Source organism: Streptomyces cinnabarinus, from assembly GCF_027270315.1.
Taxonomy (GTDB): Bacteria; Actinomycetota; Actinomycetes; order Streptomycetales; family Streptomycetaceae; genus Streptomyces; species Streptomyces cinnabarinus.
The window spans coordinates 1,466,084-1,486,943 of sequence record NZ_CP114413.1 but is presented as its reverse complement, the minus strand read 5'-3'; the positions used below and the strand labels follow the sequence as shown (position 1 = coordinate 1,486,943).

31 protein-coding genes are annotated in these 20,860 nt (G+C 68.0%); 26 read left to right on the top strand and 5 right to left on the bottom strand.

Annotated elements, in window-relative coordinates; genetic code table 11:
- Position 1: 1 nt before the first annotated feature.
- The 8 genes from STRCI_RS06490 to STRCI_RS06455 all read left to right on the top strand — a co-directional run bounded on the left by STRCI_RS06490 (position 2) and on the right by STRCI_RS06455 (position 3,834).
- A complete protein-coding gene (locus STRCI_RS06490) occupies positions 2 to 355 on the top strand; it encodes a hypothetical protein (RefSeq protein WP_269657888.1) in 354 nt (117 codons plus the stop codon).
- On the top strand, positions 355 to 729 hold the full coding sequence (locus STRCI_RS06485) for a zinc finger domain-containing protein (protein ID WP_269657887.1): 375 nt from the start codon (positions 355 to 357) through the stop codon (positions 727 to 729). Before STRCI_RS06490 ends, STRCI_RS06485 begins: the two co-directional genes overlap by 1 nt.
- Positions 726 to 1,271 (top strand): hypothetical protein, encoded by a 546-nt coding sequence (locus tag STRCI_RS06480; RefSeq protein WP_269657886.1) that lies wholly within the window; start codon positions 726 to 728, stop codon positions 1,269 to 1,271. The genes STRCI_RS06485 and STRCI_RS06480 overlap by 4 nt, the downstream gene beginning before the upstream one ends.
- Positions 1,268 to 2,014, top strand: a complete 747-nt coding sequence (locus STRCI_RS06475) for a hypothetical protein (protein ID WP_269657885.1) — start codon at positions 1,268 to 1,270, stop codon at positions 2,012 to 2,014. The genes STRCI_RS06480 and STRCI_RS06475 overlap by 4 nt, the downstream gene beginning before the upstream one ends.
- On the top strand, positions 2,014 to 2,226 hold the full coding sequence (locus STRCI_RS06470; protein ID WP_269657884.1) for a hypothetical protein: 213 nt from the start codon (positions 2,014 to 2,016) through the stop codon (positions 2,224 to 2,226). The genes STRCI_RS06475 and STRCI_RS06470 overlap by 1 nt, the downstream gene beginning before the upstream one ends.
- A gap of 2 nt (positions 2,227 to 2,228) precedes the next feature.
- Entirely contained in the window at positions 2,229 to 2,696 is a 468-nt protein-coding gene (locus STRCI_RS06465) for a helix-turn-helix domain-containing protein (protein WP_269664499.1), read from the top strand.
- A gap of 218 nt (positions 2,697 to 2,914) precedes the next feature.
- Complete coding sequence (locus STRCI_RS06460; RefSeq protein WP_269657883.1) at positions 2,915 to 3,319, top strand: hypothetical protein; 405 nt, start codon at positions 2,915 to 2,917, stop codon at positions 3,317 to 3,319.
- Positions 3,316 to 3,834 carry a hypothetical protein gene (locus STRCI_RS06455; RefSeq protein ID WP_269657882.1) on the top strand — a complete coding sequence of 173 codons (519 nt, stop codon included), beginning with the start codon at positions 3,316 to 3,318 and terminating at the stop codon, positions 3,832 to 3,834. Before STRCI_RS06460 ends, STRCI_RS06455 begins: the two co-directional genes overlap by 4 nt.
- A gap of 104 nt (positions 3,835 to 3,938) precedes the next feature.
- Here STRCI_RS06455 and STRCI_RS06450 read toward each other — a convergent pair whose 3' ends face one another.
- Positions 3,939 to 4,397, bottom strand: coding sequence for a hypothetical protein (locus STRCI_RS06450; protein ID WP_269657881.1), 459 nt, complete (start codon positions 4,395 to 4,397; stop codon positions 3,939 to 3,941).
- Between the two features lie 47 nt (positions 4,398 to 4,444).
- Here STRCI_RS06450 and STRCI_RS06445 point away from each other — a divergent pair, with 47 nt between their 5' ends.
- The 5 genes from STRCI_RS06445 to STRCI_RS06425 all read left to right on the top strand — a co-directional run bounded on the left by STRCI_RS06445 (position 4,445) and on the right by STRCI_RS06425 (position 7,045).
- The gene (locus tag STRCI_RS06445) at positions 4,445 to 5,113 is read left to right on the top strand and encodes a hypothetical protein (protein WP_269657880.1); all 669 of its coding nucleotides are present in this window, start codon (positions 4,445 to 4,447) and stop codon (positions 5,111 to 5,113) included.
- A 4-nt stretch (positions 5,114 to 5,117) separates the two neighbouring features.
- Positions 5,118 to 5,336: a hypothetical protein gene (locus STRCI_RS06440; RefSeq protein ID WP_269657879.1), complete on the top strand. Its 219-nt coding sequence runs from the start codon at positions 5,118 to 5,120 to the stop codon at positions 5,334 to 5,336.
- A gap of 164 nt (positions 5,337 to 5,500) precedes the next feature.
- Positions 5,501 to 5,875 carry a hypothetical protein gene (locus STRCI_RS06435; RefSeq protein WP_269657878.1) on the top strand — a complete coding sequence of 125 codons (375 nt, stop codon included), beginning with the start codon at positions 5,501 to 5,503 and terminating at the stop codon, positions 5,873 to 5,875.
- 145 nt (positions 5,876 to 6,020) lie between these two features.
- Positions 6,021 to 6,422: a helix-turn-helix domain-containing protein gene (locus STRCI_RS06430; protein ID WP_269657877.1), complete on the top strand. Its 402-nt coding sequence runs from the start codon at positions 6,021 to 6,023 to the stop codon at positions 6,420 to 6,422.
- A gap of 110 nt (positions 6,423 to 6,532) precedes the next feature.
- Positions 6,533 to 7,045: a zinc finger domain-containing protein gene (locus STRCI_RS06425; protein WP_269657876.1), complete on the top strand. Its 513-nt coding sequence runs from the start codon at positions 6,533 to 6,535 to the stop codon at positions 7,043 to 7,045.
- A gap of 124 nt (positions 7,046 to 7,169) precedes the next feature.
- Here the strand turns inward: STRCI_RS06425 and STRCI_RS06420 are convergent, their stop codons facing one another.
- From STRCI_RS06420 to STRCI_RS06405, 4 genes are all read right to left on the bottom strand, one after another.
- Positions 7,170 to 7,631 carry a hypothetical protein gene (locus tag STRCI_RS06420; protein WP_269657875.1) on the bottom strand — a complete coding sequence of 154 codons (462 nt, stop codon included), beginning with the start codon at positions 7,629 to 7,631 and terminating at the stop codon, positions 7,170 to 7,172.
- Positions 7,632 to 7,648: 17 nt separating this feature from the next.
- Positions 7,649 to 7,999 (bottom strand): hypothetical protein, encoded by a 351-nt coding sequence (locus tag STRCI_RS06415; protein WP_269657874.1) that lies wholly within the window; start codon positions 7,997 to 7,999, stop codon positions 7,649 to 7,651.
- Positions 8,000 to 8,601: 602 nt separating this feature from the next.
- Entirely contained in the window at positions 8,602 to 9,198 is a 597-nt protein-coding gene (locus tag STRCI_RS06410; protein ID WP_269657873.1) for a hypothetical protein, read from the bottom strand.
- Between the two features lie 32 nt (positions 9,199 to 9,230).
- Positions 9,231 to 9,509: a hypothetical protein gene (locus STRCI_RS06405; RefSeq protein WP_269657872.1), complete on the bottom strand. Its 279-nt coding sequence runs from the start codon at positions 9,507 to 9,509 to the stop codon at positions 9,231 to 9,233.
- Positions 9,510 to 9,932: 423 nt separating this feature from the next.
- Between STRCI_RS06405 and STRCI_RS06400 the strand changes: the two genes are divergently transcribed.
- From STRCI_RS06400 to STRCI_RS06340, 13 genes are all read left to right on the top strand, one after another.
- Positions 9,933 to 10,088: a hypothetical protein gene (locus STRCI_RS06400; RefSeq protein ID WP_269657871.1), complete on the top strand. Its 156-nt coding sequence runs from the start codon at positions 9,933 to 9,935 to the stop codon at positions 10,086 to 10,088.
- Positions 10,089 to 10,238: 150 nt separating this feature from the next.
- Positions 10,239 to 10,541 carry a hypothetical protein gene (locus STRCI_RS06395; RefSeq protein ID WP_269657870.1) on the top strand — a complete coding sequence of 101 codons (303 nt, stop codon included), beginning with the start codon at positions 10,239 to 10,241 and terminating at the stop codon, positions 10,539 to 10,541.
- Between the two features lie 99 nt (positions 10,542 to 10,640).
- Positions 10,641 to 11,285, top strand: a complete 645-nt coding sequence (locus tag STRCI_RS06390) for a hypothetical protein (RefSeq protein ID WP_269657869.1) — start codon at positions 10,641 to 10,643, stop codon at positions 11,283 to 11,285.
- Between the two features lie 94 nt (positions 11,286 to 11,379).
- Positions 11,380 to 11,616, top strand: a complete 237-nt coding sequence (locus tag STRCI_RS06385) for a hypothetical protein (RefSeq protein WP_269657868.1) — start codon at positions 11,380 to 11,382, stop codon at positions 11,614 to 11,616.
- Between the two features lie 151 nt (positions 11,617 to 11,767).
- On the top strand, positions 11,768 to 12,124 hold the full coding sequence (locus STRCI_RS06380; protein WP_269657867.1) for a hypothetical protein: 357 nt from the start codon (positions 11,768 to 11,770) through the stop codon (positions 12,122 to 12,124).
- 44 nt (positions 12,125 to 12,168) lie between these two features.
- Complete coding sequence (locus STRCI_RS06375; protein ID WP_269657866.1) at positions 12,169 to 12,336, top strand: hypothetical protein; 168 nt, start codon at positions 12,169 to 12,171, stop codon at positions 12,334 to 12,336.
- Complete coding sequence (locus STRCI_RS06370; RefSeq protein ID WP_269657865.1) at positions 12,336 to 12,659, top strand: HNH endonuclease; 324 nt, start codon at positions 12,336 to 12,338, stop codon at positions 12,657 to 12,659. The genes STRCI_RS06375 and STRCI_RS06370 overlap by 1 nt, the downstream gene beginning before the upstream one ends.
- Positions 12,660 to 13,225: 566 nt before the next feature.
- Positions 13,226 to 14,755 carry a hypothetical protein gene (locus STRCI_RS06365; RefSeq protein ID WP_269657864.1) on the top strand — a complete coding sequence of 510 codons (1,530 nt, stop codon included), beginning with the start codon at positions 13,226 to 13,228 and terminating at the stop codon, positions 14,753 to 14,755.
- Between the two features lie 23 nt (positions 14,756 to 14,778).
- The gene (locus tag STRCI_RS06360; RefSeq protein ID WP_269657863.1) at positions 14,779 to 16,041 is read left to right on the top strand and encodes a phage portal protein; all 1,263 of its coding nucleotides are present in this window, start codon (positions 14,779 to 14,781) and stop codon (positions 16,039 to 16,041) included.
- Positions 16,034 to 17,083 carry an HK97 family phage prohead protease gene (locus tag STRCI_RS06355; RefSeq protein ID WP_269657862.1) on the top strand — a complete coding sequence of 350 codons (1,050 nt, stop codon included), beginning with the start codon at positions 16,034 to 16,036 and terminating at the stop codon, positions 17,081 to 17,083. The genes STRCI_RS06360 and STRCI_RS06355 overlap by 8 nt, the downstream gene beginning before the upstream one ends.
- 141 nt (positions 17,084 to 17,224) lie before the next feature.
- Positions 17,225 to 18,610, top strand: coding sequence for a phage major capsid protein (locus STRCI_RS06350; RefSeq protein ID WP_269657861.1), 1,386 nt, complete (start codon positions 17,225 to 17,227; stop codon positions 18,608 to 18,610).
- 64 nt (positions 18,611 to 18,674) lie between these two features.
- On the top strand, positions 18,675 to 19,823 hold the full coding sequence (locus STRCI_RS06345; RefSeq protein WP_269657860.1) for a glycosyltransferase family 4 protein: 1,149 nt from the start codon (positions 18,675 to 18,677) through the stop codon (positions 19,821 to 19,823).
- Positions 19,820 to 20,860, top strand: coding sequence for an FkbM family methyltransferase (locus STRCI_RS06340; RefSeq protein WP_269657859.1), 1,041 nt, complete (start codon positions 19,820 to 19,822; stop codon positions 20,858 to 20,860). The genes STRCI_RS06345 and STRCI_RS06340 overlap by 4 nt, the downstream gene beginning before the upstream one ends.

Genomic DNA, 20,860 nt, shown 5'->3' with positions numbered 1-20,860 from the left:
CATGCACGTCATCATCAAGCCCGGCTCCGAGCCCGTCCCACTCGCGACGGAGAGACAAGCCGCACACGCGGCCGCTGTGTTCGTCCTCGACCTCTGCGGAAGCCTCCAGGTCGTCGGCGCGGCCCGGACGCCCGAGTCGGACCGAGGGCAGGGCTGGTACGCCTTCACGCTCACCATGGCCGACGGGCGGGCCGTCGTGATTCAGATGCCCGGCCTGCCCCTCGACCAGGTCCGCTACATGGACGACGAGCGCGAGACCACCTGGGACCCGCGTCTGTACGTCAACGGCAGGGCGCTGGTGTGGAGGTCCGCACTGGCCGCTTGCCAGCCCGACGTCGAGGACGGGGGCGAGTGATGGCCACCACCGCCGACCGTTCGCCGCGCAACGTGGACTGCCCGCCGCCTCCGCTGGGCTGCGCCGCGACCGCTGGCGAACCGTGCCTGAGCCACGGCGGCACCCGTGTACGCCACGACTTCCACCGGTCCCGGACCGCCGCTTGGCAGGCCACGCGGCTCGTGGCGGTCCCGGCCGCGAAGCTGATCGCCGATGCCGTGCAGAACCGGACGATCATCTCCGGCACACGCGCGGCCGAGCTGCTTGCCCAGCACGGATACACCGTCGAGGCCGACCGGATCCGCAGCGAGGTGAAGGCCCGCAACGGGCTGATGTCCGCCAAGCAGGCCGGCGCGCTCATCCTCGACGAAGCCGAGGGCGGTGCGAGCCGGTGAGCGCCCGCGACGAGCTGTTCCTGAACTTGCCGGACTCCCTGTGGCTCAGCAAGCGGGACGCGCTGATCGCCGCGCACACGGCCGAGGTGTACCGCGAGGTCGCCTCCAGGCTGCTGCGTGAGCGCTGCCAGCATGCCAGCCGCGCCATCTTCAGCGACGGCATCACGCACTGCGCCGACCTGCTGACCGAGTGGGCCGAGACGACGGAGAAGGACACCAGCGGCGGCGGACAGCCGTGCGAGGTCGTCATCAACGAGCTGCTGCGCCTGACCCGTCTCCGCATGCTCCTGTGGATCGCCCACACAGCCGACCTCGCAGAGGGGCCCGACTGGCTGGGCGGCCACGGGCGCGACGTCGCCGCGTGGATGCGCCGGATGGCCGACGTCCTGGTGCAGGAAGGCACCGACGTGCCAGACGACGTGCGGCGGGCAGCGAACAGCCTCGCCGTGCTGGACGAGGCATCCGCGCCCCACGCGTCGGCCAGGACCCGCATCACTGACCGGCCGACAACGGCCGATGCCGAGCGCGGTGAGGGCCGGTGAGCGCCCGCGAGACGGCCAGCGTCCGGAACTACTGGACGCAGCAGCAGGTCCTCGAACTGCTCGATGACCACCGCGCCGAGGTGCTGACGGAGGCCGCCGACATGGTGCACGCCATGGCCGACCCGCGGTGCACATGCGGGGGCTGCGACTCCTGCACGGCTCGCAACTACGCCAAGGAACTGCGGAGCAAAGTCGGGGAGCAGTACCACCCGGCCCCGCTGGTCGTGTCCCGCTTCGACGTGGCGATGGAGCCCGCCCCGGAGGAGGAGCCGGTCCTCACCGTTGGCGCGGTTGCCCAGGACGGGCGCCCGGTGGCGTTGTGCTTCGACCCGGAGACGCGAGCCAAGGTCGCGAGCTGGCTCGCCCTAGGAGAGGCGGACACCGCCGAACTGGAGCGCCTCCGGGTCTTCGCCCGCGCGACCGAGCGGCGGAACGACGTGATCCGCGCCCTGCTGGCCCGCGTCGACATCTGCGACAGCGCGGAAGCCTGGGACCTCGGCATGGCCGTCATCGCCATCGTCGAAGGCCCGCTGCATCCCGACGACGAGACTGCGCCCCGACTGGCCGACTTCGAGATCGTCGACTACAGCCACCGAGATCAGTACCGGGCCGCCGACGAGTACCGGTGCCGGAAGTGCGGCGCGATCGGCGCGCAGGGCACCGAGCCGAAGACGCTCGCCGACTTGATCGGCATGGTGCTGCGCCACGAGTGCCTGCCCCACGTCGAGCGCGGAGGCGCGTGATGGCGATCGGCTACGCGCACACCCTGTTCTGCGACCGTCCCGGCTGCCGCGCCAAGGTCACCGTCGCGGACACCCGGAACGCGGCGCACGCCCGCCGGGTGGCGCACGCCAGCCAAGGGTGGCGCTGCGACAGAGCTGGCGACTTCTGCCCCAACGACCGTACGACGGGCGCCAAGGAGCGCCCCGTCGCGCGCCAGGGAGCCAGCCGGTGAACATGCCCGCCCCCCTCACCATCACCGCGCGCCGCGCCATGGTCGAGGAACTGATGCGCCAGGAGCCGGGCATCAGCGCCCGAAAGATCGCAGCTCGGCTGGGGGTCAGCAAGGACACGATCCGCCGCGACCTCGCCGAGATCGAGACGGCGCAGCGCCAGCCCACGCCCGAGCAGCAGGCCCCCCAGCCGGAGCCCGAGCCGGATGCGCCAGCGGCCGAGACGGACCATGCGCCACGCGACCCGCTCGACGAGCCACTGCGCAAGTGGCTCACCCCCGAGGCGCGAGCCGACCTCGCCCTGCTCCAGGAGACCGGCCACTCGCCCGGCTACGCACTGCGCCGCGCCCTGGAGGTCCTTGCCGACACCTACCGCGGCGCCTGGGACCGCGGCCTGTACCCGCGCGGCACCGCCCCCGAGATCACCAGCATCAGCGTCCGAACGAACACCCTGAAAGGCCCCACGCCGTGAGCCCACTACCCGAAGCCACTGTGGAGGCGGTCAAGGAGGAGCTGGCCACCCAGCTCCGCGACCGAACCGAGTGGGATGAGGTACCCGCAGTGTTCACACTGCACAGCCTGCCCTGCGGATCCGCGCGAATGGACGAAATGTGGATCCCGGGCGCGCTCTGGGAGGCCGTTCCGCATCCCCCTACCGCGCTCGCCAGGTTCGCGGAGGTGGCAGCCCAGATGCCCAGGCGCAGCGACGGGCAGCACGTGATCGTGCCGGGAGACGGCGACCTGGTTGCGGTGGCCTTCCGGTACGAGGCGTACTCGATTAGCGAGGACGCGGACCACCCGGCCGCGCGGGAGGCTGCGCGCCGTCGCATGTCTGGCGGCTCCACACCCCGCTTCGAGCACATTCCCGGCCGCATCGAGCAGCGCTGCATCACCGCCGTAGACATCGGCGGCGGACGCTACATGGCCAGCAGCAATCGCATCGACGGCTCCCAGCCCGACACCACCGAACCGCGTGCCGCCTACCTTGCCCCCGACGACCCGAGCGGGGACCAGATGACGGGCAACGTCGTCAACGCCGTCCTCCGGATGCTCAACGCCATCAAGCCCCTGCCGACGAAAGGCCCCGCCATATGAGGCCCGTCGTGTGCAGCTTCCACATCCGCACCCCGGCCGAAGTCGGCCAGTTCCGCTACGACCACGTCAACATCGGCAGCCCGCACGGCGACGGCAAGTTGCACACGCCGTACCCGCCACAGGTCGGAGACCTGATCCACCTGTGGGACCCCTTCGAGAAGAAGGGTGGCACCTTCGAGGTCCTTGCCCGGCAGTGGCTGCACTCCAGCTACGGCTCGACGAACTGGCCGGTCCTGGCGCAGCAGCCGACCGTGGGTCCGCTCCTGGACCTCATCGTGCAACCGGCCGAGGGCGTGTTCCGGAACGAAGCGCCGCACACGGAAGAGGATGACGACGAGCGAACTACCGTCCGTACCCCGACGCTGACCACGCCCTCGCCCAGGTGGAGCGGGCCACCGGGCTACGCCTGTCCTGGAAGCGCGCCGCGCTCGGCCTGGCTGTCTCCGCCGTCACCCACTACATCGCCGACCGGTAAGGCGGCCACTGGCGCGACGAGCAGCCGCGCGGTGTCGTGAAGCTCGCCGCCGCAACCGGCCACGCCGGATGGCTCCATCGCGTTCCGAACGCCGGCTACCTGCTCGACCTTCTCTGCACCAAGTCCTGGGCCCAGCCTTGGCAGTTAGGGTATTTGGAATCCGATCTCGGCAAGGAGGTCGCGTGTAGTGAGGACCTCGATCCCGCGGTCTCGCGATCGATTGGTGAGGCGCTTCTCGTTTGTGACGAGGGCGCACTGTTCGAAGTCTGCCGTGACGGCGATCAGGGCGTCGCGCGTGTGGTCGATGTTGCCGGACCGCAGCGCCTCGGTGACTTCCTCGTCGTCGTTGAGGCGGCAGAAGTCCAGTCGCGAGTAGTCCAAAGCCGCCGCGCCCGTGGGGACAAGGGTGCCGAGGTCACAGAGGAGCAAGAGCAGGAACGAGCGCCGATCCAGGTCTGGGATCGCTGCGAGCTCGTCGATGTTGACGTGTGTGATCAGGAGTTCGATCTTGCCGTCGACGATCGCGGCCCGAGTGGCCTCGTAGGCCCCCGGGGTGTCAGCTATCGGGTCGATCGCGTTGGAGTCGAGCACAAAGCGGCGCATTCTGCAGACGCTACTGGTCGCGGCCTCGTATCCGCAGGTGGTTTCTGATGACCTCCATCGATCAGGTTGCGACGTTCGCGACGGTGCTCTCTGTCGCTCACAATCTCGCTGATCATGTGATCGGGCAGACCGACCACCAGGCCGTTGGCAAGGCGGCGCCGTCGGAGGCAGAGGTCGTCGACGGCGTGAGCCCGCGGCGGGGCTGGGGGGCGTGCCTGGGACGCGTAGCCCGGTACCACTTGGTGATGGTCGCGATGCTGGCGCTGGTGTGGGCCGTCCTTCCGCTTCACATGTCCTGGACCTGTCTGGCGGCGGGGCTCGCCGTCTCGATGGGCACGCACGGGTTCTTCGATCGCCGGTGGCCGGTCCGCTGGCTTCTGGAGCACATCGGTTCCAAGGGCTTCGTCAACGGACCAGTCCTGGCACAGGGGCTGGATCGCAGTCGCCGCGGCCGTCATCGCCGGAGGGGACCACTCGTGACCGACCGACATCCCCGCCGCACGACGGACCGCCGCGGTGACAGCGCCGGGCCCTCGCCGGTCGACGTCTGGCTCATGGGCGACGACGCGGCCGTGCGCCAGCTGGTCGTCGCGCTCCAGCAGGCCGCGAACCTCGGCCCCGCCTCCTACTGGCCCATGCGCGGCAGCGACGGCACCCGCGCCTATCTCTCCGTCGTTGTACCTCCGGCCATGACGCACCCGTCCACGGGAGGATGACCCCATGACCACCGAGCGTGTATCTGTTCGCATCCTGCTGCTCGTCGGCGACGAGGCTGAGGTCGTTGCCGACGTCCCGCCGGGGGAGCGCGCCGAGCCGGAGCGCTACCCGGCCGCCGACATCGCCGCAGCTGTCGGCGTCACCGTGGACGATCTCCCAGGGCACCGGCTGACGGCCGACGTCGGAGACGACCAGCGCCTCTCCGGCTGGCGCCTCGCGTAGAGGCTGAGCCTGGCCCCGGGTCGGCGTAGATCCGGGGCCTCTTTCTCGCCCCAGGGTGTTGCAATTCACTACTCAAGCGCTGTAAAGTACTACTCAAGAGGTGAGGGGCTGCGAACCCCAACCCTCCGATCCATCTCAACTCAACAGAGGAAAGGAAGGCCAACATGGCTGACCGAGAGGACGAGATGCTGAGGGTGCTAGCCCTCGGAATCTCCCAGGTCTACTCGATCCTCGTCGACATCTGCGGACTGCTCCCCGTGCCGCTGCGACTCCCCGTCGAGGGGCGGGTCTCCAGCAGGGAAGCCGTCCCTGCGGTGATCCGAGTCGACGAACTGGCCGCAGACCAGCCGATGGGTGAGGACCAGGCAGCCCTGCTGCACACCGGTTGCATCCACTGGCTGGCAGCGATCGACCTGTACACGCTCTGCTCCGAGCATGAGTACAGGATCACCAGGATCGAGGGAATCTCCGCCAACCTCCTCTACGCAGAGGATGCGCTGGGGAGGCTCCACCTGTGGCTCCTGAGCAGCCGGAACTGACCTAACGACCACTGCCCCCGGCACCCAGCCGGGGGCAGCCCCATGCAAGATCGGCGACCGGCGGGAGCCAGGCCGAAGCCTCAGCGCGAACGCCGTTGCGAAACCCCCGCCGGTCGATCCATCCCTCAATAGAAGGACGGCCCCCATGGTAGACCGCACCCCCGAGACCGTCGCCGACATCGCCCGCCGCACAGGACGACCCCAGACCACAGTCAGCAAGACATGGACCCGCCACCCCCACTGGCCCGCACCCCTCAATGAACGGCGAGGCCGCTGGCGGCTCTACAACCCGGACGACGTCGACGACTTCATCCGCGACCACATCGACCGCCAGGCCGCCGAACTAGAACCCCGCCGCCTCTACACCGCCACCGAGCTGGAGAACGCGGGCATCGGCATCAAGGCCGCCACCATCCGCGCCGACCGCGCCCGAGGCCGCTGGCCAGCCCCCGACGACACCACCGACGACGTGAACCGCTGGTACGGAGCCACCGTCACCAAGGCCCTCGAAAGCCGACGTGGCTATCGGCGCGGAGGGGCAGGATGACTGTGTGACTGAACAGCCTTTGAACATGCTCCAGTTCGCGCGCGACCTTAGCCGGTTTCAGGAGCGCCTCAGCTGGGCCCGGCAGGGAGCTGGACGCGGCCGCTACGGCGATGTGGGATGAGCTCGCCGCCGCGCTCCAAGCTCTGCTGCAAGGTCTCACGGACGGCCTTGACTCCATCGCCGCGATCACCGATGCGATGCGTGCCCACGACGAACGAGTCGAGCGCAATCGTGCGGCGGACGAGGTCAGGATGGATCGCTGGCGCGAGGCACAGGAGCGGAAGATGGCCGAGGAGGAGGTGACGCGCAAGGTCGAGTGCCCCTACTGCGGAGCTTCGCCAGGGACCAGCTGCCGCACCGCACCGCCTGCGAGAGCCGTGCGCACGGGCAGCCACCGTGATAGGTGCAGGCTTGCCCGTGGGCTGAACGAGGGCGCCGCAGAGCCACCTGATCGTGCCAAGCAGGATGACCACGCCCTCAGCGTCCTGAACAACGCTCCGGACGAGGAGCTCAGGCGTTGGGCGGCCCGAGAGCTCGATGTCAGTGCACTCCAGGCGGGCCAGATCTCACAGGCTGAGTTCCAGCGCCGCTGGCCGGATGATCAAGGCCGGGACGAATGCTGACGGTGAGCCCTTGATAGGGGTAGGCGTACAAGGCGGCCGTACATCGCCTAGCGTCATGGGTGTGCCGAGCGGCCCTCCGGCTGGCCGCACACGACGTTGGCGATCTGGATCGGCATAGCTGCTGTCACTGTTCGGCCGAGGCCGTGGGGCTTGTCGCAGGCGGCGAACTATCCTTTGTGCCCACTCCTACGTTCTGTTGGGCGAAGATGGCGAGAAGGACCAGGCCGGCCGTGACCGTGAGTAGGTGGATCAGGCCAAGCCACTCCAGGAGACCGCCCCGAGGCTTGAGGTCAGACTCCGCCAACAAGCTGATCTGTTGGCCGAGGACGACGAAGCCGAGCAAGACCGAACCGGCGAGCAGGCCCCACCCGGTCCACATGGCCCACTCCCAGTCTCCCTCGCCGTAGATACTCTTCAGTAGCGCGACAGTCAGCGCCAGTGTGCCGGTCGCAAGAGTGATCAAGGAATTCGTGAGTGTACCGATTGTATTGAGCGCTGCCCTCTTGTCTTCTGGCTCCCCTGTGTTGTGTTCTTCGGTTGACACCGCTTTTTTCTCGTTCGAAGAGCCGCTGTCGGCGCTCACCATCTTGACTCCCCGTCAGGTCAGCAGCGATGGAAAGGCCAGGGGCAACGCTTCTTCTTCTGGACGTCACCAAAGATGGGGTCGGCCTCTTGGGCTACTTCTTCCGGCGGAATGGTTGAGATGTCGCGGTGCTTATCGAGGGCGTCGAGGCACTCCTCCAGGATTTCCCGAGTTCGATCTTCGTCGAGTTCCGTTGAGGCTCGCGTCTCCCATTCCTGGTCCGGCACCAGGACTCTCGGACCCAGGATGTAGTCAGTGATGGCACTGAGCGCTGGAGATCCCTCTTTACCTCTCTCCTTGGCCCAACCGTCCACAATGCCGAGGACGAAGTCCTTTCGGTCCGGGATGTATCGGCCGCTGGTGCTTGACATATGCATAGCCACGCGCTGTCTCCTGTGCCGCGGAAATCTCCACGCTGAGCGTAGGGCTGGTGACACTCCGCATTGTGGTGTGCTGGCCAGCACACCACAACATCGACCCGGAAGGAGTAAGAATCCGGAATCGAGAGACCTGTCGTCTCAGCTGATCACGGCCATCACAATGCCTCCAGCTATGCATAGGAGCGCCGCCGTGAGAGCCACAAGGGACGGCCACCCGAATCGACGAACTTCGATACGCATCGTGGTACCCCTTCGAGAGAGTCAGCCAAGTCCGACCGATGCTTCAGGCGCTATCCCTGATATGTCAAGGAGTTTCGATTTCAATCTTGTTGCAAGTTTTTCTGGTTCGAGGCGGCGCAGTGCACGACCGTGGCGCTCGTCCACCGAGAAGCCTCGGGCGCCACGACACTATTCCGGGACGCAGCCCTACAGCCCAGTGTCCCCAGCGCATAGCGTGCAGGCCGCCTCAATCCTTCTGGCCCGCAAACAACTACCGTCGCGCCCAAAGGCGTTGTCAGTCCCTCATGGCATGCTGCGCCCCAACACCACCAGGAGGGAGGTGAAGAGAGATGTCGAAGAACCAGAAGGCCCGTTCAGGCCGACTCCTCCAATACGGCCGACGCCTTGGTGACCAACTCATCGAGCCGTCCGTGGAGTGTCCTCACGCTCTCGTTCCACCTGATCTCGATCTCGTTGGGCCTCCTCCCTGCCTTGGCGTCTTCCAACCTCCTGCGCGCGGCCTCACGCATGTCGGCCATGGCGAAGATGAGTTCAGGGATGAGTTCCTGGATGTCCGAGGGCCCCTCGATGCGCACGATCTGCGCACGCTGGAATGCCGCCTCGTATCGCTGCCGCAGCTCGTCCACGAGTTCGTCCGCCCGTTGCCCGTCGCCTTCGGACAACGGCCGTGCTACGGGCCAGCTTTTACTGATCAGCGCTCCTATCGGTTCGATCATGTCGCGTACACGTTCAACGGCAATCACGAGGTCCGCGTACGCCGTCCGCCGCTGCTCACGACGCGAAGCTCGCTCCGTGGCATCTACTTGGTCCCGAGCGATCTTGCGTTGCGTCTCGTTGGTGCGGTGAACACCCCAGAGCGTGAAGACACCGGCAATAAGGCCGCCAACGGCCACGCCAGCAACGGTCACCCACGCGACATCTGTCTCAGGGGAAGCGAGAAATATGTGCACGCGTGCAGTCTGCCGCAACGGACCGCCGCTCCTCAGGATCCGCCTGGGCAGAACTTGGCGCCGGCGTCGAGCCACAACGCGTACGCGTCGCCGTCCTTGCCGTCCCACAGGTCCGTTCCCGCGTTGCCCTTGACGAAGCCAGGCTCGGTGATCGTCCCGGTGAGCAGGTAGTTCTCGCCGTCCGACGCGTTCAGGTACGCCCCACCGCCGATCGCCTCGCTGCACGCCATCACCACGTCCTCGGCCTTCCATGGCCAGCCCTCGCCGTACGAGTCCCGGTTCGCGATGACACTGTCCGCGGTCTGGTGCACCGAGTGCCCCGGGAAAAGGGCCGCCGACGCCGACGGCGTCGCCTCGGGCCTGCTGGCCGTGGGGCTGGCCGAGTCCTGAGTCGACGGCTCCACAGTGGGACTCGGAGACGAGGACGTCGGCGTGCTCGCTTGGCTGCTGGGCGGGGGAGACGTCGGCACCTCGTCTCCGCTGTCGGAGTCGGAGTCGGAGTCGGAGCCGCACGCCGCGCAGACTGCGGCAACCAGGGCTGTGGTAGCCAGAGTTCTCAAGACCTTCACAGCAGCACCATGGCACCAGCACGGTGCAGCGGACGCACAGTGACCAACCTGTGACGCGACACTCGCTGAACCTGGACCAACGACCAACAGCCCCGTCATAACAGGGCATTGTCAGACCCAGGTGTCATCATGCCTCCCAACTCTGTTGAAAGGAGGTGAGGAGAGATGTCGAAGAAGCAGCAGGCAGCCGTCCTGATGGTCGCTGCCATGGCTGGCCAGGTACTGCTGAGCAAGTACGCCAAGCAGCAGGCCGCCGCGCTCGGTCTGTCGACCGTAGCCGTCGGCCTGGTCAGCATCGTCATCGGCACGGCCCTCGGCTGATCGAGCCATCTCGGTCCCTGGTCTGTCGGAGTTCGAGAGCCCAGGGATCGAGACGCGCTTCCGTTTCGCAGGGGTCTCCGGATAACAACGTGCGGGAGACCGGCAAGCGCCCTCACAATGCCAAGAGGATTCGCAGCACTGGGAGTTATGGTGACCTCATCGCTAACGCCGTCTACGGTTCAGCAACTTGCGCTCGTCAAGCACGCCTACCAGGAAGGCGTCGACGCGGGTCGTCTGGTGCACCCGCTCTCCTCGACGGCCGTCCTGAAGTTCCACGACGCGGTCGAACTGTTCCTAGGATTGGCCGCGAGTCATCTCGGCACGAACGTCAACCCCAAGATTGACTTCCTGGAGTACTGGGGGCAGATCAAATCCCAGAGCCAGGTCGCGCTCCCCGGCAAAGCCGACATGGACAAGCTGAACCATGCTCGTATCGGATTCAAGCACAAGTAGATCATTCCGGCGGCTGAAACCGTCGAGCGCTGCCAGGGCTGCGCACTGAAGTTCCTCACGGTAGCTACGCCACTCGTGTTCGGTGTCAGTTTCGATGCCGTGGACATGCTCGACCTGGTCAGCCAGCCGGAAGTTGCCCGCTTGCTTCGCGAAGCACAACTTCACGCCGACCAAGGCGACATCATGCACGCCATGGCAGGACTTGGCCTCGCGATGAAGGCCCTGATGCAGTACTACGCCAGGGACATCTTCGATGGCCGCTACCCTTCCCCCTTTTCGTTCGGCGACAACATCTCCACCTTCGACCGGCCCAAGCACGGACTCGGTCGAAGCCTGGAAGCCTCACTGGCTAAGACGATGGACATCGTTGAGAAAATGCAGGCAGCACTGCGTGTGACTAGCCTCGGAATTGACCTTCCGAAATACCTACGCTTCGAAGCGCGCGTTCCTCGGGTCGACGGATATATGGATGGCTCGAAGAGCTATGCCGTAGCCGAGTCATACAAGTCGATCACTGTCGAGGAATGCGAATGGTCGCGGCAGTTCGTCATCGATTCCTGCCTGCACGCGGCTCGCTCCGACGGACTCCACGAGGTGCTTGAGGCCGACCTGCAAGCAAACTGGAAGGCTTCTCTCGATCGTCGATGGCGTGCAGAAGAGCGCTACTGGACCGGACCTCCTGAAGTTCCCCAGCAAGCGGAGGCAGACGCCGGCAACGAGGAGTCACCGACACTGGGAGCGTGAGCACCACGCGCACCGGACTCGACGATTGCCGCAGGACAGGAGCCGCATGCGGCGCAGCCGCGGGGTGGCTGCGTCTCGTGGGCATGATTGATGTGTGAACACTCCACTGGGACGCGATGGGCGCGCCCTCGTCACCACGCCCCAGGCCGCCTACTCCCTCGGCCTCAACGCCAAGCAGTTCCGGGACTGGGCGCGCCGACGCCACGTCAGCCCGGCCGACTCCATACCCAACCCCGTGCGCGGGCAGCGCCTGGCCCTGTGGGACCTCGCCGACATTGCCGACGCAGTACGTGCGCACGACGCCAAGCGGCCGGCGTGTCAAGGGGCCTGACCTGCATCTGCTTGACAGAGATCAGTAAGACGCCCATTCTGTGAGACGGTGGCAGCAATGTCGGCAAGGTCTCTACGCCTCACCGGCCACCGAACAGCAGGACCACCAGCCCGGCCGCAGCGCCGGGCTTCGCCGTGTCGAGGGGGCAGCCGTGGGCGGTCCGCACCTCACGCTTCGCAGTAGCAGCCTGCTCTCCAAGTGGGGCTTCAACGACGGCGACGACCCCGAAGACTGGCTCGACTACTGCGAAGCCAACGGCATCGACTACACCAACCTCGACTTCCCGCTCATCCCGATCGTCCGCCGGTACCTGCTGCCGAAGCTGGACCAGAGCGTCGAGGTCGTCGAGCTGGAGACCTGCCACAACCCCATCCGGGCCGAGACGGTCGACGGTCAGGACGTGACCGAGGTGTGGTTCGGCAGAGCACCCGAGCCCACGCTCACACCCGAGTCGGTCGACGTACCCATGGCCGACGTCCTACGCCTCGCGCTGGCGGAAGCGGCCTGAGGCGCGCCTGAGGCGACTGAGGTTCGAGGCAGGGGGGGCACACCATGGAACCCGAGGACCTGGACGACCAGCCTGTGCAGTGCTGGCACACCGAACCCAGCAGCCCGTGCGACTGGAACATCTGCCGCCAGCCTGGGCGCCTGGCCGCAGGAGACCGGGGCACCGACCCTGCACTGCGCACCTACGACGTCGCCACCCGGTACAAGCGCTGATGCAGCTGACCCAGCAGGACATCGACCGCCGTACCAAGCAGGCCCGCAGCGGCAGGCCCTGGCTGCGCGTGCAGGCCCAGGTCTTCGCCGAAGAGACTCACTGCTGGATCTGCCACCGCTACGTGGACCAGTCCCTACCCGGCACCACGCACCCGATGGCACGCACCGTGGACCACGTCCACCCACTCTGGCTCGGTGGCGACCCACTCGACCGGGCCAACTGCCGGCTCGCCCACCGACGGTGCAACACCGCCCGGAACAACAGGCTGCGCGCCGCGCAGCGGCCGCGCCCCAGCCACACCGTGGACGCCTCCACCCTGTGACCTGCCCGCCCCATCAAGCCCCTGACCTGCACTGATGGTGCTCCGGTGCAGGTCAGGCGGGCCGGTCCGGGATCACCGGACCAAGATTAAGGATCATGGGCCGATCGTGATCATGCCTCTGACCTGCAGAAACGTGAAATGCGGCCCAAGATCATCTTTTTTTGATCATGGCGTGGCTGACCCCGCACCCAACTCAAAAAAATATCCCCCCGAAGAAAACGGCAGCCGTCTTCTCCCTCAGGGGGTGATCGTGGAGCCACCCCCCGGACTCGGGGAGCGGGGCCGGCGGATGTGGACTGAGTCCCTCGCGATCTGGTCTCTGACTCCGGCGCATCTGGTGCTGCTGGAGGAGGCTTGTCGGATCGCTGACCGGCTTGACCTTCTGAACACCATGTTGGGGACTCTCGCCGGGGATGTCAACCCCGATATTGCGCAATTCCCTGATATTTCGGGGTTGTTGTCTGAGTCTCGACAGCAATCCAGTGCCCTCAAGCTCCTGTTGGCGGAGGTTCGCCAAGGTCAGAGGGTGTCTGGCCCGGCTGGAGCGGACCCGGCGGGAGGTGTCGGTGTCGCCGACCTCACCGCGCGGATCGCTGACCGCAAGCGCCAAGCCGAGGGTTGAGGTCCACCCGCCGTACGCGTACACGCTCGGCCAGGAGGCGGACGACCTTGCCAGGAAGGCCGGGCTCGTCGCAGACCCGTGGCAGCGGGACGCGATCGATCTGCTGCTGGCCTGCCGGGCAGACGGCAAGTGGGCGTGCTTCGAGTATGCGGAGCTGGTCGCCCGGCAGAACGGCAAGGGCGCCATCCTCGAAATCCGGGTGCTGATCGGCTTCCTGGTCCTGGGCGAGGAAACGATCCTGTGGTCCGCGCACGAGTACAAGACCTCGATGGAGGCCTTCCGGCGGGTCCGCAGGCTCATCAAGCGGCTCGGTACGCAGGTCGGCAACAACGAGAACCTGTACGAGATCGACGGCGTCCGCATCAAGATCTCGAACACCAACGGTGAGGAAGGCTTCGAGCGCCTCGACACCGAGGCCCGGATCAAGTTCGTTGCCCGCTCGAAGGGCTCCGGCCGCGGCTTCTCCGGTGACCTGGTCATCATCGACGAGGCGTTCGCGTACACGCTGATCCAGCAGGACGCGCTGATGCCGACGATGCGGGCCCGCCCCAACCCGCAGATCATCTACACCTCGTCGCCCCCGCTGGACGGCGAGAGCGGCGACGTGCTGTTCATGCTGCGCGCGCGAGCCGAAGCCGGAGGGGACGACTCGCTCGGATACCGCGACTGGGGCGCCGCGGGCGACCTCGACCACCTGGACCAGGTCGACCTCGACGACCGGCGGATCTGGGCGGCAACGAACCCGTCGTGGGGGATCCGGGTCACGCCGGAAGCGATGGTGCGCGACCGACGCGGCATGAGCCCGAAGGGCTTCGCGCGGGAGATCCTCGGGATCTGGCCGAAGCGCTCGCAGGGCAACATCGTCATCGACCCGCAGAAGTGGGCGGCGATGGCCGACGAGGCCTCCCGCCGTACGGCCGAAGGCGGCGTCGCGATCGGCGTCGATGTGTCGCCGCTACGGGACTACGCCGCGGTGTGCGTGTACGGCGTCCGCGGCGACGGACTCGGGCATGTGCAGGCCGCCGACTACCGGTCCGGCACCAAGTGGCTCGTGCCGCGCCTGGTCGAGCTCCGTGAGGCGCTGGAGCCGATCGCCCTCGCGATGGGCCGCGGCACCCACGCCTTCCTGGAAACCGCCCTCAAGGAGGCCGGGTTCCAGGTTCCCGAGGACAAGGACGCGCCGGAGGCCGGCGACCTCGCCGTCACCTCCGCGGTCGACATGGCGGCCGCCGCTGGGCAGGTCCTCGAGGGCGTCCGCGAGCAGGCGTTCCGGTACGTGCCGGACCAGTACCTCGACGCCGCGGTGGCCGGGGCGAAGACCAAGCAGTCCGGCGACACGATCGCGTGGACTCCGCACGGGCCCGACGTCGACATCAGTCCGCTCGTCGCCATGTCCCTGGCCCGCTGGGCGTACGTCGCCCGCAGCTTCCTGCTCGCTGAGCGGCAGTACGACCCCCTGGACTCGATCTTCTGACCTCCCTGGAAGGGGGCCGCCGCATGCGTAACCCCTTCCGTCGCTGGGGCTGGACGCGCCGCGGTGCGGGCGCGCCCGAGCAGCGTGACATCGGGGTCGGCGATGTGTCGTGGCCGGTGGATGACCTTGCGTCCCCGTCCGCGCTGTCGGTGCCCGGTGCGATGCGCCTCAGCCCGGTCTTCGCCGCGGGCCGTCTGCTGGCGTCGTCGGTGTCGTCGCTGCCGATCCACCAGTACCGGCGCGTCGGCGGCCTGACGACGCATCTGCCGCTCGCCCACCTGTTCCAGAAGCCCGCCGCGCAGGGAACGATCGACGACTGGCTGGTGCGGGCGATGCTGTCGCTCGTCTACCGCGGCAACGCCGTCGGCGTCGTCACGGAGCGGGACTGGCTGGAGTTCCCGACGAAGATCGAGTGGCTGAACCCGTCCGACGTGTTCGTGCAGGACACCAACGCGATCGGCACCCGGGGCAGCGCCACGGACCCGGTCTGGTCGTACCTGGGCGTCGAGCTGCCGTCCGAAGACGTCGTACACATCCCCTGGATGACGCTCCCGGGCCGCGTGTGGGGCCTGTCTCCGATCGCCGCCTACGCGGTCACGGTGTCGACAGGCCTGGCCGCGCAGAAGTTCGTCGACGACTACTTCCGCGCCGGCGGGCAGCCCCCGGGCCGCTTCAAGAACACGATGCAGACGATCGACCAGGGGCAGGCGTCGGTCATCAAGCGCCGCGTCGTGCAGGCGATCCGGTCGCACGAGCCGATCGTGTACGGCAAGGACTGGGACTACGAGCCGATCACAATCTCGGTGGCCGAGGCGCAGTTCTGCGAGACGCAGCGGCTGACGGCAACGCAGATCGCGGCGATCTACGGCATCCCGCCAGAGAAGATCGGCGGCGAGACCGGCGGCTCCTACTCCTACAGTTCGCCGGAGCAGCGGCAGATCGAACTCGTGCAGGACGCGCTGCTGCCGTACCTGACGCGGCTACAGAACCACCTCTCCGAGTGCCTGCCCCGCGGCCAGTTCATCAAGTTCGACGCCGACGCCCTGATCCGCGTGGACCTCGCCGGGCGCATGGACGCCTACGAAAAGGGCCGCCTGATCGGCATGTGGAACATCGACGAGATCCGGGCGAAGGAAGACGAAGCCCCGCTGCCGGACGGCAAGGGCCAGGACTGGACACCGCTGCCGATTCAGGCCGGATCCAACATCACCGTCCCGCAGATCCGCTCGCGCCGGGAGGACCCCGGGCTGCATCTCATCAAGACCCCGAGGGGGAATCATGGCTGATCGCCGCGACCTGATCGACGTGCCCGAGCGGCGCGCGATCCAGGTGAACGGCGGCCTGGAGCTGCGGGCCGACGGCACCAAGCTGACCCTCACCGGCTACGCGAGCGTGTTCGAGTCGCCGTACGACGTCTACGGGGGCCCGCCCTACGGCTGGACCGAGATCGTCGACCGCAAGGCGTTCGACGTCACCCTCGCTGCGAAGCCCGACCTGCACCTGCTCATCAACCACGCGGGCATGCCGCTCGCCCGCACCAAGTCGGGCACGCTGCTGCTGGCCGCGGACACCAAGGGCCTGCACGTCGAGGCCGAACTGGACGCCGACGACCCGGACGTCCAGCGGCTGCTCACCAAGATGAAGCGCGGCGACATGGACGAAATGTCGTTCGGGTTCCGGGTGAAGCGGCAGGAGTGGAACGAGGACTACACCGAACGCCGTCTGCTGGAGGTCTCCCTCCACAAGGGCGACGTGTCGGTGGTGAACTTCGGTGCGAACCCGGCGACTTCCGCAGAGATCAACAGTGCGGCCGGTGCGCTGGAGATCCTCGCCGCCCTCGACCCCGACGCCGCGATGGCTGAGCTGCGCTCCGAAGGCGTGGACCTCGAACGTCTCACCCGGGCGCGGGACGCCGTGGTCGCCCTGCACCGGCAGATGAGGCCGCGGCCGAAGGCGCCCGGCCGTCTGTCCCTGGCTGAGGCCCGTGCCATCGAGGGCGGCGACGTCGCCGTGAAACTGTCCGCGCAGATCCCCGCCCACGGCACGGCAGTCTCCAACGAGCCGGGCTTCGACCGGCGGAGCGCCGCAGCCGGCGGGGCGGGCAACCAGGTGGTGCTCCGCTACGTGCACGCCTGGGTCGACCCCGACGGTGACCCCGAATCCGCGGACTCCTACCGCTTCCCGCACCACGAGCCGCGCATCGGCTCCCCGGCGAACCTCGGAGCTGTCCGACACGCGCTGTCCCTGCTGCCGCAGGCCGACATGCCGCCGGAGGCGAAGGCCGCCGTCGAGACGCACCTGCGCCGCCACCTCGAAGACGCCGGCTGACCCGCGTCTTCCCTCTGAGTTTCCCGCGATCCGTCACGGACCGCGGCCGCTGTCGCCCGCCTGGCACTGGCGCTCGACGGCTCATCACGGCCTGGCACTGGCCGCCGTCATGATCCGTAACGCCAGAAAGGGCAACTCGTCATGTCCGACGAGCGTTTCCGGCGGCTGGTCGCACGACGCGAGCAGACCGCCCGCGAGCGCGAGGAAATCCTCGCCAAGCGCACGGCCATCACCGACCTCGCTGAGGAGGAGGCCCGCGAGGACCTCCTCCCCGAAGAGGACTCCGAGTTCCGCGAGCTGACCGCGCAGGTCAAGGCCAAGGACGAAGAGCTGCGGGCGCTGGACGAGCGCATCGCCGAGCTGTCCGAGGAGGCCGAGCGCGAGCGCACCGTCACCGCCGGCGCCGCCGCGGTGAAGCGCGCCAAGGCCCGCGTGGAGACCGTCCACGAGTCCCGGACCTACGAGCGGGGCAACGGCCGTTCGTACCTCCAGGACCTGGCGCGCGTCCAGCTCAACATGGACGGCGACGGGACAGCCCGTGAGCGTCTGGTGCGCCACGCCCAGGAGGTCGAAACCGACCGAGAGTTCCGCGACCTCAACCGCACGGACGGCACTGGTGGCTACTTCGTGCCGCCGCTGTGGCTGATGTCGCAGTTCGTCGAGCTCGCGCGGGCAGGCCGGGCGTATGCGAACGTCGTCACCTCGCAGCCGCTGCCGCCCGGCACGGACAGCATCAACATCCCGAAGGTGGCCACCGGCACCGCCACGGGCGTGCAGACCGCGGACAACGCGGCCGTGCAGGAGACGGACCTGACGGATGACTTCGTCACCGCTCCGGTCCGGACGATCGCCGGTCAGCAGGACGTTGCGATCCAGCTCCTGGACCAGAGCCCCGTCTCCTTCGACGAGGTCATCTTCCGGGACCTGGTGGCCGACTACGCCACCAAGCTGGACCTTCAGGTCATCTCCGGATCGGGCGCTGCCGGGCAGGTCACGGGCGTCCGCACCACGCCCAACATCATCACCATCGCCGCAGCGACGGCGACGGTCGCCTCGATCTACTCGAAGATCGCGGACGCGGTGCAGCGCGTGCACACGCAGCGCTTCATGCCGCCGACCGTCATCGTGATGCACCCGCGCCGGTGGGCGTGGTTCCTCGCGGCGACGGACACCAACGGCCGGCCCTTGGTGGTGCCGGACGCGGGCAACCCGCAGAACGCGATCGCCACGCTCGGCGCGGTGGCTGCGGAGCAGGTCGTGGGGCAGATGCACGGCCTGCCGGTCGTCACCGACCCGTCGCTGCCGACCACCCTCGGCGGTGGCACCGAGGACGTCATCCACATCCTCCGGGCGAGCGACCTGCTGCTGTTCGAGTCGGGCATCCGCTCTCGCGTGCTGCCCGACGTCGGCTCCGGCAACCTCACGGTCCGGCTCCAGGTGTACGGCTACCTGGCCTTCACCGCGGGTCGCTACCCGAAGTCGATCGTGGAAATCGGCGGCTCGGGCCTGGTGGCACCGACGTTCTGATCCACAGACCGGAGGCCCCCGTCTCTCCCCGGAGCGGGGGCCTCCACCTATCCGGGGAGACACCTTGAAGATCCTGTGGCACTCGAATGCGCCCTGGGTTCCGACCGGTTACGGGCAGCAGACCGCGCTGTTCGCGCCGCGTCTGGCCGCCATGGGGCACGACGTCGTGGTGTCCGCCTACTACGGCCTCCAGGGCGCCGCGCTGACGTGGAACGGGCTGCGCGTGTGGCCGGGCGGGGAGGACCCGCACGGCAACGACACCATCGGCCCCTATGCGCGGGAGCATCTCGCCGGGGGCGGCCTCATCCTCACCCTGCTCGACCTATGGGTGATGATGAAGACCATCGGTATGCGAGGCCATCGGGTTGCCTCGTGGGTGCCCGTCGACCACGACCCGCTGCCTCCGCAGACTGCGGTGGCGCTCGCCCACCACCAGGCCCGGCCCATCGCCATGTCCCGGTTCGGGCAACGAGTCCTGCGCGACGGCGGCTTCGACCCGCTGTTCGTGCCGCACGGCATCGACACCAGCGTGTTCCGCCCCTTGGATCGCACCGAGGTGCGGCGCGCCCTGGGGATCCCCGAGGACGCGTTCGTGGTCGGCATGGTCGCGGCCAACAAGGGCACCGCGCCGCCGCGGAAGGCGTTCCCGCAGGCGCTCGCCGCCTTCGACGTGTTCCGCCGCAGGCATCCCGAGGCGCTGCTGTACCTGCACACCGAGCTGCTCGGCGGGCCCACACACGTCGGCATGGACCTGCTGAACTACATGGACCAGATCGGGCTGCCGCCGCAGGCCGTGCGCACCGTGGACCAGCAGGCATACGCCCGGGGGCTGCCGCCCGAGCATGTGGCCGCCGCCTACTCGGCGATGGACGTACTGCTGAACCCTTCATTCTGCGAGGGCTTCGGCATCCCGATCGTCGAAGCGCAGGCATGCGGCACGCCCGTCATCGTCAACGGCTTCAGCTCGATGCCGGAGCTGGTCGGCGCCGGCTGGACGTGCGACGGCGAGCGGAACTGGAACGAGCTGATGCAGTCCTGGTTCCAGGCTCCTGACGTCGGCTCCATCGTCGACTGCCTGGAGAGCGCGCACGCCTCGGCCGGGGACGGACAGCTGCGTGAGCAGGCCCGCGAGTTCGCGCTCGGCTACGACGCCGACCGGGTGGCGGCCGAGTACTTCAAGCCCGCGCTGGAGCAGTTGGAAGGAACGTCGTGAGCCCCACCGTCACCGGGCCAGCGCCGGGCGATCCGGAAGCGATCCAGCGGATCCTGTTCGGGTTCCGTGGGGCCCTCGCCTTCGATGTCGGGGGGAACTGGGGCGTCGTCGCCCGGCGGCTCGCCGCCAACTTCACCCGTGTCATCTCCTTCGAACCGGCCGCCGAGTCGTACGGGATTCTCGTCGACGCTGCGAACGACACCCCGGGGCTGGAAGCTGTCCAGCTTGCGCTCAGCGACCGCGACGGGGAAGTCGTACTGGCCGCCCAGGAGAACAGCATCCGCACCGGGCAGCTCACCACCCCTGACCCGGACGGTGAGCCGGACAGCCTCACCGAAAGCACCTGGGGCAGGGTCCTGGAACGCCGGTCCGTCCCCTGCGCGCGCTTGGACGACCTTGACGACAGGTATGGCACCCCCGACTTCATCAAGGTCGACGTGGAGGGACACGAAGTCGCCGTCATCCAGGGTGGTCTGACGCTGCTGGAGACGGCCAGGCCGCAGCTCTTCATCGAGGTCCACAGCGCAGGCCTCGGCGCCCAGCTCGGCACCCTGCTCCGGCGCATCTACGGGGAGCACCTGCACGTGGTGCGCCACCCGCACTACCCGGCGGGCAGCTGGGGCCATGACAACCACTACTACCTGATCGCCGGGCCCGCAGCGTCAGCCCTGGCCGCACCAAGGAGGCCGCTCGTGCCCGTTGGCCGAAGGAAGGAGACCGCCGTGCCCGCAGGCAAGCGCGACATCGAGGCGGACTACCGCAACGCGTACATCGACGAGTACGAGGCATACAGGACGGCCGGACGCGACGAGGAAGCCGACCGCGTCGCGCACATCCTCCGCGACCAGTACGGCCACGACGTCGACGCTGCCGACGTGGCGGCGGAACCGGACAGCCCCGTGGAGCGGCCGGAGGCGAACGCCCCGGAGACGACGGCCGTCGCACCGCCGCCCGAGGCCGCCGTCGAGCCGAAGCCTGCGGCGAAGAAGGCCGTGGCGCGCAAGACGGCCGCGAACAAGCCCGCGCCGAAGGCGTAG

Bases quoted from the DNA above. Each gene is read 5' to 3' on its own strand.
- STRCI_RS06490 (WP_269657888.1), top strand. From the start codon at position 2: ATGCACGTCATCATCAAGCCCGGCTCCGAGCCCGTCCCACTCGCGACG.
- STRCI_RS06485 (WP_269657887.1), top strand. From the start codon at position 355: ATGGCCACCACCGCCGACCGTTCGCCGCGCAACGTGGACTGCCCGCCG.
- STRCI_RS06470 (WP_269657884.1), top strand. From the start codon at position 2,014: ATGGCGATCGGCTACGCGCACACCCTGTTCTGCGACCGTCCCGGCTGC.
- STRCI_RS06465 (WP_269664499.1), top strand. From the start codon at position 2,229: ATGCCCGCCCCCCTCACCATCACCGCGCGCCGCGCCATGGTCGAGGAA.
- STRCI_RS06460 (WP_269657883.1), top strand. From the start codon at position 2,915: ATGCCCAGGCGCAGCGACGGGCAGCACGTGATCGTGCCGGGAGACGGC.
- STRCI_RS06455 (WP_269657882.1), top strand. From the start codon at position 3,316: ATGAGGCCCGTCGTGTGCAGCTTCCACATCCGCACCCCGGCCGAAGTC.
- STRCI_RS06450 (WP_269657881.1), bottom strand. From the start codon at position 4,397: ATGCGCCGCTTTGTGCTCGACTCCAACGCGATCGACCCGATAGCTGAC.
- STRCI_RS06445 (WP_269657880.1), top strand. From the start codon at position 4,445: ATGACCTCCATCGATCAGGTTGCGACGTTCGCGACGGTGCTCTCTGTC.
- STRCI_RS06440 (WP_269657879.1), top strand. From the start codon at position 5,118: ATGACCACCGAGCGTGTATCTGTTCGCATCCTGCTGCTCGTCGGCGAC.
- STRCI_RS06435 (WP_269657878.1), top strand. From the start codon at position 5,501: ATGGCTGACCGAGAGGACGAGATGCTGAGGGTGCTAGCCCTCGGAATC.
- STRCI_RS06430 (WP_269657877.1), top strand. From the start codon at position 6,021: ATGGTAGACCGCACCCCCGAGACCGTCGCCGACATCGCCCGCCGCACA.
- STRCI_RS06425 (WP_269657876.1), top strand. From the start codon at position 6,533: ATGTGGGATGAGCTCGCCGCCGCGCTCCAAGCTCTGCTGCAAGGTCTC.
- STRCI_RS06420 (WP_269657875.1), bottom strand. From the start codon at position 7,631: ATGGTGAGCGCCGACAGCGGCTCTTCGAACGAGAAAAAAGCGGTGTCA.
- STRCI_RS06415 (WP_269657874.1), bottom strand. From the start codon at position 7,999: ATGTCAAGCACCAGCGGCCGATACATCCCGGACCGAAAGGACTTCGTC.
- STRCI_RS06400 (WP_269657871.1), top strand. From the start codon at position 9,933: ATGTCGAAGAAGCAGCAGGCAGCCGTCCTGATGGTCGCTGCCATGGCT.
- STRCI_RS06375 (WP_269657866.1), top strand. From the start codon at position 12,169: ATGGAACCCGAGGACCTGGACGACCAGCCTGTGCAGTGCTGGCACACC.
- STRCI_RS06370 (WP_269657865.1), top strand. From the start codon at position 12,336: ATGCAGCTGACCCAGCAGGACATCGACCGCCGTACCAAGCAGGCCCGC.
- STRCI_RS06360 (WP_269657863.1), top strand. From the start codon at position 14,779: ATGCGTAACCCCTTCCGTCGCTGGGGCTGGACGCGCCGCGGTGCGGGC.
- STRCI_RS06355 (WP_269657862.1), top strand. From the start codon at position 16,034: ATGGCTGATCGCCGCGACCTGATCGACGTGCCCGAGCGGCGCGCGATC.
- STRCI_RS06350 (WP_269657861.1), top strand. From the start codon at position 17,225: ATGTCCGACGAGCGTTTCCGGCGGCTGGTCGCACGACGCGAGCAGACC.